Source organism: Aquimarina sp. AU474 (assembly GCF_900312815.1).
Lineage (GTDB): Bacteria > Bacteroidota > Bacteroidia > Flavobacteriales > Flavobacteriaceae > Aquimarina.
On record NZ_OMPE01000008.1, the window covers coordinates 840,146 to 850,590 of the forward strand.

Genomic DNA, 10,445 nt, shown 5'->3' on the forward strand with positions numbered 1-10,445 from the left:
TAATTTCATTAAACTTTTTAATCAATTTCAAATTAGTCTTCAACAAAAGGAGCTCCAGCATCTTGTAGTGCTTTTGAAAACACATTTATTTCATTTTGCAAAGCTTCAAATTTGGAAGAGATGAATTCCATTTGTGTAGTAATAATTTGCATAGTCTTAAGATGTGTATCTGTTGGTCCATAAGTAGAACGTTCTACACCTCTATAAATAGCAAACATTCGAGAACCTATAGTAGGTTTATTTTTTTCACCTACTTGTTGCTTAGATTGGTTACCTGCAAATGCTTTCTGTATTTCTGCAAATCGCTTGGTTAATCCTACAAGACGAGAATCCAAACTACCTGGTGCAGTATTTACTCTATCTAGAGCCTTACTCATTGCCTTTATTTTTTTATCGGTTTTATCCAATTTTAATTCTAAAGCAGATACCTTTTTAATTGTATTTTCATAAGTTCTCCAAAATTCTGATACTTTTTCGGGAGTTGCTCCTTGTAAGGTTCCTTTACGAAGTTGCTTTACCTCAAAAGAAACTGGCTCAGATAATAATGTTACCTCCCCATTAACCACTTTAGACATCGTTGCCGTATATCTTCCAGGAGGAACCATAAACCCCTGAGGAGTATTAAAAGGGTTTTCTTGTTTATATATTGAGATTGCATCGGGAGCTGGGTATTTTAAGTCCCATGCAACTCGATGAAATCCTGATGTCACAGGTCCAGTTATTCTTCTTACAACATTATTATTACTATCGGCTATACTAATAACAACCTTTGGTGTAGACGTTATTCGTTCTGCTTCTATAGCATCCCATCCTGGAAATACAATATCTTTTCCTTTATTTTTCTTTTCGGTTTCTTGTCGTTTCTCTTTATTTGTTTTTAAACCATCCTTAAGATAATATGTAAATACCGCTCCAAAATCAGGATTGGGAGCAACATAATGTGATGCCCCTTGACTTCCTTTTTTATCATCAAAACTAAGGTTTGGTCTTGGTATATACCACCATGCATCTCTAACAGGAAACAATACACCTTCTTCTTTTAATTTTGCTTCAGTAACATTTCTTAATGAAGTATAATCATCAAGTATAAAAAAACCTCTTCCAAAAGAAGCTCCAATAAGATCATTCTCTTTTCGTTGAATCGCTATATCTCTAAAAGAAATTGTTGGCATATCCCCTACTAATTTCACCCATTTTGTTCCTCCATTTACAGTAAAATATATTCCAAACTCTGTTGCTGCAAATAATAAATTAGGATTTACATGATCTTGCACCAGTCTCCATACGATTGTCCTTTTAGGAAGGTTTCCCGAAATAGATCTCCAGCTTCTACCGTTATCAATACTTTTTATCAAATAAGGCTTAAAATCCCCATACTTATGATTGTCTAGAGCTGCATATACCGTATTCACTTCAAAAAGATCTGCTTTAATATCGTTTACAAATGCTGTAGCTGGAACACCCGAAATACTACCTACATTTACTTTACGCCAATTACTCCCACCATCTTCTGTAACCTGGATACTTCCATCATCAGTTCCAACATACAAAATATCTTCTGCCTTAGGTGATTCTGCGATCGAGGTAATTGTATTATAATTAGACATTGCCAAAAAATCCCAAGGAGCATCCCAAGATTGTTTTTTGCCCATAATTGGTAAAGTTATTCGTTCCTGGTTTTTAGTTAAATCTCCAGAAATAGCTGTCCATTGATCTCCTCTATTATCTGATCTCCATAATCGTTGAGAAGCAAAATAAATCCTAGATGGATTATGGGCACTTACCAAAATAGGAGCATCCCAGTTAAAACGTTCAAAATTTTCATTTGCTCCTGGTTGCGGTTGGATATCAATTACTTCTCCCGTACTTAAATCTACACGAGATAAGTTTCCTTCTTGCCGTTCGGCGTACATAATATTAGGATTTCCCGGTTCTGTAGCGGGTTGATGTCCATCCCAATTGAGCACTATTTTCCAATCAGAATTTTGAATTCCGTGTACATTATCTGTTCTTGACGGTCCTCCTTGTGTACTATTATCTTGAGTACCTCCATAAATATTATAGAAAGGTTCGGCATCATCCACTGCCATTTTATAGTATTGGGTAACGGGTAAATTATCTATAAACCTCCAATTTTGAGTAAGATCAAATGTTTCGTACAAACCACCATCTGTCCCCACCAAAAGGTAATCAGGATCATTCTTTTTAAATGCAATAGCATGATTGTCTGAATGTTTATATTCTTCTTTCATTCTATTAAACGTTTTTCCTCCATCTTCTGATATTTGCATTCGTACGTCAACCAAATACAAACGCTCAAAATGATGTGGAGAAGCATATAGTTCTTGATAATAATGTGGTCCTGTGGCACCAGATACGGCATCTGATCTTTTCTCCCAAGTAGTTCCTCTATCTGCCGAGCGATACACCGCTCCAGTTCGCCGATCCAATTCTATTGCGGCATATAAAATATCTGGTTTTTGTGGTGAAATAGCCAATCCTATTTTACCCATCCATGATTTTGGTAATCCATTGTTCAGTTTTTTCCAGGTTTCTCCACCATCTACGCTACGATGAATTCCAGAACCGGGTCCTCCCCCCATATAAGCAGCTACAGTTCGATGTCTCTGCCACGTAGCGGCATACATTACATTTGGATCTCTTGGATCTACCAATACATCTGTTACACCAACCCATTCATCATCTCCTAGTGTTTTTTTCCAAGTTTTACCGCCATCAATTGATTTATACAATCCTCGATCTCCTCCTTTTTTCCATAAAGGCCCTTGAACCGCTGCCCATATAACATTAGCATTATCCGGATGTACTATTATTTTAGAGATATGCTCGGATTTTTGCAATCCCATATTTTTCCAAGATGCTCCTCCATCATCACTTCGATAAATTCCATCTCCGTATCCTACATGGCGGCCTCCTACATTTTCGCCTGTTCCTATCCAAATAGTATTATTATTATTAGGATCTATTGTTACGCACCCTATAGAATAAGATGTTTGGTCATCAAAAATTGGATTCCATGTAGTACCAGAATTAACTGTTTTCCATACTCCGCCAGAACCTACCGCAACATACCAAATGTTTTCATTTTTGGGGTGTATTGCAATATCAGCAATACGTCCCGACATAAAGGCAGGGCCTATATTACGCATTTTAAGACCTGAAAAAACAGAGTCGGTAAAAACTGAAGGTGTAGTGGTTTTTTGATTGGATCTTTGTCCGAAAATTTGACAAGAAATTATCAATAAAAAAGATACTAAAAAAGCTTGTGTGAGTTTTGTGTGCATATCAAATCAGGATGATTAGTGAATAGTTTAATATTTGCAAGTAGAAAATTATTGTAATTTCAATAATACTTTCTTAACAAAAACATAAACTATTCTAAAACGATCTAATTTAATGCTATCCACAAACTAATACACTACTCTTATTTTTGGTATTTAGCCTTTTTACTACCTGCATACATTTCGTACTTAACTAATCTTGATTCTAACTTCCCATTAAAAACTTTAATTTTTCTAGATGGTCGTAATCCAATATATTTTAATGCTTCCAGATTAGCGGTAATAAACCAGGCATTAGTTCCCGGGTAGTTCTTTTTGAGTGTATCTCCTATTTTCGAATAGAATTCTTCAACGTTAATTTCTAATCGTTCATCATAAGGAGGATTAAATACCATGTGTAGCGATCCTTCAACTTCTTTGTCTGATTCAAAGAAATTACCATCTTTTATTTTTACAAATTCTGTTAAGTTTGCATTTTCAACATTAGTTTGCGCTTTTTTAACAGCCGATGGTGCTTTATCCATTCCAATAATAGTATGGTGAAAATCTCTAGTTTTATTAAGACACACTTCTTCTATTTTCTCAAATAAATCCATATCCCAATCTAACCATTTCTCAAAAGCAAACTCTTTTCGGTTTAAGTTAGCAGGAATATTGCATGCAATCATGGCAGCCTCTATAGCAAGAGTTCCACTACCACACATTGGATCTAAGAAATCACTTTGTCCATCCCATCCCGATAATAATAACAAACCAGCCGCCAGCACCTCATTAATAGGCGCTATATTGGTTACGGTTCTATATCCTCTATGATGTAACGAACCACCAGAACTATCTAACGATATTGTACATAAATCTTGTTGGATATGGATATTAATAGTTAAATCTGGGTAATCGGTATCTACATTAGGTCTTCTACCTGTCTCTTTTCTAAACTTATCTACAATAGCATCCTTTGCTTTTAAAGAAATAAAACGAGAATGGTTAAAAATAGTAGAATTCACCGTAGCATAAATAGCAAATGTATCATTTGTGTCTAGAAGTTCTTTCCACCTTATATCTTGCACAAAATCATACAAATCATTTTCATTTCGTATTTTTTTGGAAGCAATAGGTTTCAAAATTTTCAATGCAGTTCGCAAACACAAGTTTGCTTTATACATAAAACCTATATCGCCATAAAAACTGACCATTCTATTTCCTATCTCTACTTTCTGAGCTCCTAAATCTCTAAGTTCTTTTGCAAGAATTTCTTCAAAACCAAAAAAGGTTTTGGCTACCATTTTAAATGAATTACTCACTATCTTCGAATTCGCTATAATTAAAAGACAAAAATACATTAATTTTGCGCCCTATGCTAAAAGATTCAACAATGTGGTATGCATCTTGGTTTGATACACCATACTATCATACATTATATAAAGACAGAGGTCGTACCGAGGCTAGAGAATTTATGGATAACTTAACAAGTTACCTTAGCCTTGAAAAAGGAGAAAAAATTCTTGATTTGGCTTGTGGAAAAGGTCGCCATAGTATCTATCTTAACTCTCTTGGGTACGATGTTACGGGAGTAGATTTATCTAAAAACAGTATTGATTACGCTTCTCAATTTGAAAATGAAACATTAAAATTTAGGGTACATGATATGTGTAAACCTTATTCTGAGAAATTCTCGGGTGTATTTAATTTATTTACAAGTTTTGGATATTTTGATAAAGAAGAAGACAATCTTAGTACTATAAAGGCAATAAAATCTAATTTAACCGAACAGGGCTTTGGGGTTATCGATTTTATGAATGTGGATCATGTTATCCAAAATTTGGTGCCCGAAGAAACAAAAGAAAGTAACGGAATTATCTTTAACATAAAAAGGTATGTACACGATGGATATATTCTTAAAGAGATTAGATTTAGAGATCAGAATGAGGATTTTTTCTTTACCGAGAAAGTAAAGGCTATTACCCTAACCGATTTCGAAACCTATTTTGAAAAAGCTAATGTTGATTTGCTCGATATTTTTGGAGATTATCAATTGCAAAAATTTAATAAACAAACTTCTCATAGACTTATATTAATCTTCAAGTAAAGTGTACAATTATATTTTATCCATAGCGGCAGTATTTATTGGGAGTTTAATAGTTTTTATTTTTAAACCTTCTAATCAGAAAAATTTAAAGTTACTTCTAGCTTTTAGCGGTGCTTTTTTATTAGCAATTACTATTTTTGATCTCCTACCCGAAGTTTTTGAAGATAACCATTTTGCCAAGCAAACAGGGATTTGGATTATGATAGGTATTTTACTACAAAAGATACTCGAATATTTTTCCAAAGGTGCAGAACATGGTCATATACACCTTGATAAAGGTACATATCAAATTCCTAAACTACTATTTATTAGTTTAGGGATACATGCAGTTTTAGAAGGTTTTCCTATTCATCATACGGATGGAATTCTTGCCGGAATCATTATTCATAAAATCCCGGTAGCGATGATTTTAACAACATTTTTGTTAAAAACAAAAATTAAAACGTATGCTATAGTTTTCGCTTTATTAATTTTTGCTTTGATGACACCTTTAGGCACCTTTATTAGTGAACATTTTGAAATGATACAAAAATATTATAAAGAAATTACAGCATTAGTTATTGGTATATTTCTTCATGTTTCTACTACTATTCTTTTTGAAAGTAATGAAGGCCATAAATTTAATATCACAAAATTAATGGTTATTCTTATTGCAACGGCCACCGCATTCTTAATTTAAACATGTATAATCGAGAGGAATCCAAACAAATTAGACAAGAGTTCTGGACAGCGTTCGGGAAAGAATACCCTCGTAAATGGCTATTATACAATACCAAAATCAAAGATGTAACTTTAAAATTTTCTTTTACTACAAAAAAAGCACAAGTATCTATTGACATAGAGCCTTCAGATGAGATTGTTAGAGCATATTATTATGATAAATTTGTAAGTTTAAAAACTATCCTTGTATCAGAATACCTAGAGGCTATTCTCTATGATGAGCACTATGAACTAGAAAATTACAAAATCATACCCCGTATTTATGTAGAATTATTGAATGTAAACATTCATAATAAAAATTGCTGGGAACAAGTAATGATTTTTCTATATGATCATATGGAAAAGCTCGAGACTTTCTTTTTAGAATATAAGGATTTTATAGATAATTAAACAAACAATTCATACCCATCATCCTTAATTCACTTTTTTCACTTCGTAAAAAAGTAGAGATCAATATATTATATTATTAATAATCATAATATCAAAATCAATGGGTATACATCAAAAAATGAAGTTTAATTCCTACTAAATAATGGTTAATTATCTATAATTTATGGTTTTTCATCATATTTTTTATGCATTTCAACCGATTTTTAATATATTTTGGATATATTTAGGCGCCCCAAAACTTAAAATCTAATGAATAGCTCTAAAATCAAGAGGTATTATATATGCTTTGTGTGGATAAATCTATTTTTTTCCTTTGCAAATGCCCAACAATATGAAGACATGTCGTTTTCTGAATTAGAGAACACTATCATTCATACCGAAAAACACATAAATTCTATCGGAAGAGCCAATAGCATAATGATTACCGAAACACTTATAGACGTTTCAGAAAAATTCAATACCAATCAGCAATATTATTTAAAAGGAAGTCTGTATAATCTACTAGGAAAAATTTATTTTAATTCTAAAGATTACAAAGAAGCTCTTGAAAACTATAAGATTGCAGATTTATTTGTAAAAGAACTACAAGGGTTTCCAGAGTTGGCCATAGATATTAATAACAATATCGCTTTGGTATACTTAGATGGCTTTAATAAGCCCGGTAGAGCCCTTAAAAGAATAAACTACATCTACAAAAACTCTACAGATCTAAATGAATACTCCCAACATATATTAGAGTTAAACCTTGCAAACATTTATTTAAAAACCAAACACTATGATAGAGCATTTAGGCTCTTAAAAATATGCAAGAAGTATTTTGATGACAATCCTGAACACACATCAAAATTGGTTATGACATACACTAGTATAGGCGAGTATTATGGCTATAATAGAAAACATGGTACTGCGATAAAATATTTTGAACAAGCTGCATCAATAGCCGAAAAGAACGAATTGTTTAGGTTAGCCATGATAATCTATCAAAAATATGAAAACCTATTGATCAAAATCGGAAGAGAAGATAAGGCATATGTAATACTAAAAAAATATACCAAACATCATCAAACAGCACTTGAGATAGAAAAGTTAGAGGCTAATAGATTTAAAAAACAGTTAATTGTAAGTGAGGAAAAAAAGACCTTAGAAACTCAAAAAGCCCAACAATCCAAAACCATATCCATATTTACACTTTCTCTACTTTTATTGTGTTTAATATTGTTCTGTTTTTTCATCTACAATCATAAAAAAACAAAAGTTCTAGGTGAGTCCTTAGCCCTAAAAAATAAAGAACTTAAAATTTCAAAAGAAAAATCTGATCGTCTGGCAGCGGTTAAAACTAAATTTATATCTACTGTTAGTCATGAGCTTAGAACACCTCTTTATGGGGTAATCGGGTTATCATCTATTCTTATGGAAAGAATCAAAGATGAAGAGAACTACAATTTCATAAAACTAATGAAGTTTTCTGCAGATCATCTACTTAACCTTATTAACGACGTACTTCAAGTTACAAAAATGGAGTCTTACGAAATCTGTCTTGATAAATCGGTTTATAACATTAAAAATTTGGCAGATGACATCAAAAATTCATTTGAGTATCAAGCAGAAAAAAATGGAAATACGCTTCATCTTAACGTTGACAATACTATTCCGGCAACACTAATTGGAGATCCAGTAAGATTGTCGCAAATTTTTATCAACCTGATTAGTAATGCCAATAAATTTACAAGAGATGGAAACATTTGGTTAAATTTTAAGAACCCGACTATAACAGATAACACTGTTGAAATTACATTTGAAGTAAAAGATGATGGAAGAGGAATACCTATTGACAAACAAGAAATAATATTCGAGAAATTTTCACAAGCAAGTGCCACAGATCATGTAACTGGTACGGGGCTTGGATTAAATATCGTTCAAAAGCTTGTTAAGCTGCATGGAGGTACTATTAAAGTAAAAAGTATTCCGGATCAAGGCGCCACTTTTCATTTTACTATTCCATTTGAAATCCATCAACAAAAAGAAGAAAAAATTGAGATCGATACTCCTGAAAAATATATTTCATTAAAAAATAATGAGAGTTACACTATTCTAATTGTCGAGGATAATAAGATAAATCAAATTGTTACTCAAAATATTGTAAAAGCAAGAGGGTACCATTCTGAGATAGCCGATGATGGACTTATAGCTATCAAAATGGCTAAAGAAAAGAATTATGACCTTATCTTAATGGACCTAAACATGCCTAATATGGGCGGAATAGAATCTACGCGAAAAATTAGAGAATTCAATCTAGATGTCCCTATTATAGCCTTAACAGCATCAGATACCAAGGATACTATTGAAGAAATACTTAATCCAGATTCTGGCTTTTGCGACTATATGAGAAAACCCTTCAAAAAAGAAGAGTTTTTTCAGAAAATAGAGTCTTATATTCATACTGCAATTTGTAAAGCTTCATAAAAAGGAGCTTAAAAATTCTAAAAAAAACTTTGTCAAAGTAGTTAAAATTGAAGTAAGTTATATGATAAATTTAAGGATAAACAAAAAATGAAATATACTTCCTGCTAGAACAAATAAGTGCCATATTACATGAGCAAAAGGCATTCTTTTTAAGGCATAAAAAATTATTCCAACGGTATATGCCCCTCCTCCTAACATTAAATAATTAATAGCTGCAGATCCTACAATATCTGATAATGTTTGAATATCTAACATAATTAACCATCCCATCAATAAGTATAAAATAATCGAAACGATTTCAAACTTACCTGTAAAAAAAAGTTTCAATACAGAACCAATTAATGCAAATGACCAGACTAGAATAAACAACAATACTCCCTTACTATGTATTAAAGTTATTAATGTAACTGGAGCATAGGTCCCTGCTATGAGTAGATAGATCCCTATATGATCCATTATTCTGAACTTTCTTTTTAAGGAGACATTAGAAGAATAATGATAGGCTGTAGACGCAAAATATAAAAACAATAATGAACCCGAATACAACAGAATACCTATAATACCATAAGACGTTTTGTTAGAATTGTATATTATTAATAAGAAAAGGCCGACTATAGATAGTATAAAGCCAAAACCATGAGTTATCCAGTTCCACCTTTCTTCTATGGGAGATTGTTGTATCATTAGACTATTAAAAGCAGTAAAGCTATAAAATACTGGTCATAAATATTGATTAGTTCATCATTTATTCTTTTTGTAGTATAACATTAGATAACAATTGATCTATTTCCTCAAAAGTACGTTCACCTATAAGTTTTCCATCTGGTGAAATTAAGAACTTAGTTGGTATTTCTGAGACCCCATACATTCTTGCTATTGGAGATAACATTACAAATTTATTTTGATGTACTATTTGGTTTTTCCATTCGAATCCATCTCTTTTTGCTGCTTTCCTCCATGTTAAGGAGTCTTTTTCTAAAGCCAAAGTGACTATAGTAAGTTTATTTGGATACTTTTTATACAGTTTTACTATTTTAGGGTTTTCTTTTATACAAGGTGCGCACCAAGATCCCCAAAAATCTAACAATACATATTTGTTTTTTTGATCAGATAATTTAAATGATGATCCATCAATTAGCGTTGTTTCGAAATCAGGAGCTAGTTCCCCTTCTTCTGCTGTAGTATATTTTATATACACATAACCCAATCCTAGTAGTGCAATGAGTACAATACTCAAATATTTAAATACTTTTTTCATATTATAATCTGAAGTTTACTCTCGTATAAGGTGTAAAGTAAGTATTCTGTTTGATCTACCATGATCCTTTCACATTTCTATAAGATACTTACTTATAAGGCATAAAAAAAACCCTTCATTATAGTAATGAAGGGTTTTCAAAGAAGGCGGCGACCTACTCTCCCACGATTGTAGTACCATTGGCGCTAACGGGCTTAACTACTCTGTTCGGAATGGTAAGAGGTGA

General features: G+C 32.3%; 8 protein-coding genes and 1 rRNA gene. 4 read left to right on the forward strand and 5 right to left on the reverse strand.

Features of this window, described 5'->3' with window-relative positions; genetic code table 11:
• Positions 1 to 32: 32 nt before the first annotated feature.
• Both DK508_RS13630 and DK508_RS13635 read right to left on the reverse strand, forming a co-directional pair.
• Positions 33 to 3,305, reverse strand: a complete 3,273-nt coding sequence (locus DK508_RS13630) for a glycosyl hydrolase (RefSeq protein ID WP_109301302.1) — start codon at positions 3,303 to 3,305, stop codon at positions 33 to 35.
• 140 nt (positions 3,306 to 3,445) lie between these two features.
• Positions 3,446 to 4,585, reverse strand: a complete 1,140-nt coding sequence (locus DK508_RS13635; protein WP_109301351.1) for a class I SAM-dependent RNA methyltransferase — start codon at positions 4,583 to 4,585, stop codon at positions 3,446 to 3,448.
• Positions 4,586 to 4,656: 71 nt separating this feature from the next.
• Here DK508_RS13635 and DK508_RS13640 point away from each other — a divergent pair, with 71 nt between their 5' ends.
• The 4 genes from DK508_RS13640 (at position 4,657) to DK508_RS13655 (ending at position 8,961) form a co-directional block, all read left to right on the forward strand.
• Positions 4,657 to 5,388, forward strand: a complete 732-nt coding sequence (locus DK508_RS13640) for a class I SAM-dependent methyltransferase (RefSeq protein ID WP_109301303.1) — start codon at positions 4,657 to 4,659, stop codon at positions 5,386 to 5,388.
• A gap of 1 nt (position 5,389) precedes the next feature.
• A complete protein-coding gene (locus DK508_RS13645; protein ID WP_109301304.1) occupies positions 5,390 to 6,067 on the forward strand; it encodes a ZIP family metal transporter in 678 nt (225 codons plus the stop codon).
• A gap of 2 nt (positions 6,068 to 6,069) precedes the next feature.
• Positions 6,070 to 6,498 (forward strand): DUF4268 domain-containing protein, encoded by a 429-nt coding sequence (locus DK508_RS13650; protein ID WP_109301305.1) that lies wholly within the window; start codon positions 6,070 to 6,072, stop codon positions 6,496 to 6,498.
• Between the two features lie 249 nt (positions 6,499 to 6,747).
• Positions 6,748 to 8,961 carry an ATP-binding protein gene (locus tag DK508_RS13655; protein WP_109301306.1) on the forward strand — a complete coding sequence of 738 codons (2,214 nt, stop codon included), beginning with the start codon at positions 6,748 to 6,750 and terminating at the stop codon, positions 8,959 to 8,961.
• A gap of 57 nt (positions 8,962 to 9,018) precedes the next feature.
• Here the strand turns inward: DK508_RS13655 and DK508_RS13660 are convergent, their stop codons facing one another.
• The 3 genes from DK508_RS13660 to rrf form a co-directional block, all read right to left on the reverse strand.
• Positions 9,019 to 9,645, reverse strand: coding sequence for a hemolysin III family protein (locus tag DK508_RS13660; protein WP_109301307.1), 627 nt, complete (start codon positions 9,643 to 9,645; stop codon positions 9,019 to 9,021).
• 61 nt (positions 9,646 to 9,706) lie between these two features.
• Positions 9,707 to 10,219 (reverse strand): TlpA disulfide reductase family protein, encoded by a 513-nt coding sequence (locus tag DK508_RS13665; RefSeq protein ID WP_109301308.1) that lies wholly within the window; start codon positions 10,217 to 10,219, stop codon positions 9,707 to 9,709.
• Positions 10,220 to 10,360: 141 nt separating this feature from the next.
• Positions 10,361 to 10,445: ribosomal RNA gene (gene rrf / locus DK508_RS13670) — 5S ribosomal RNA — on the reverse strand; the annotation flags it as partial.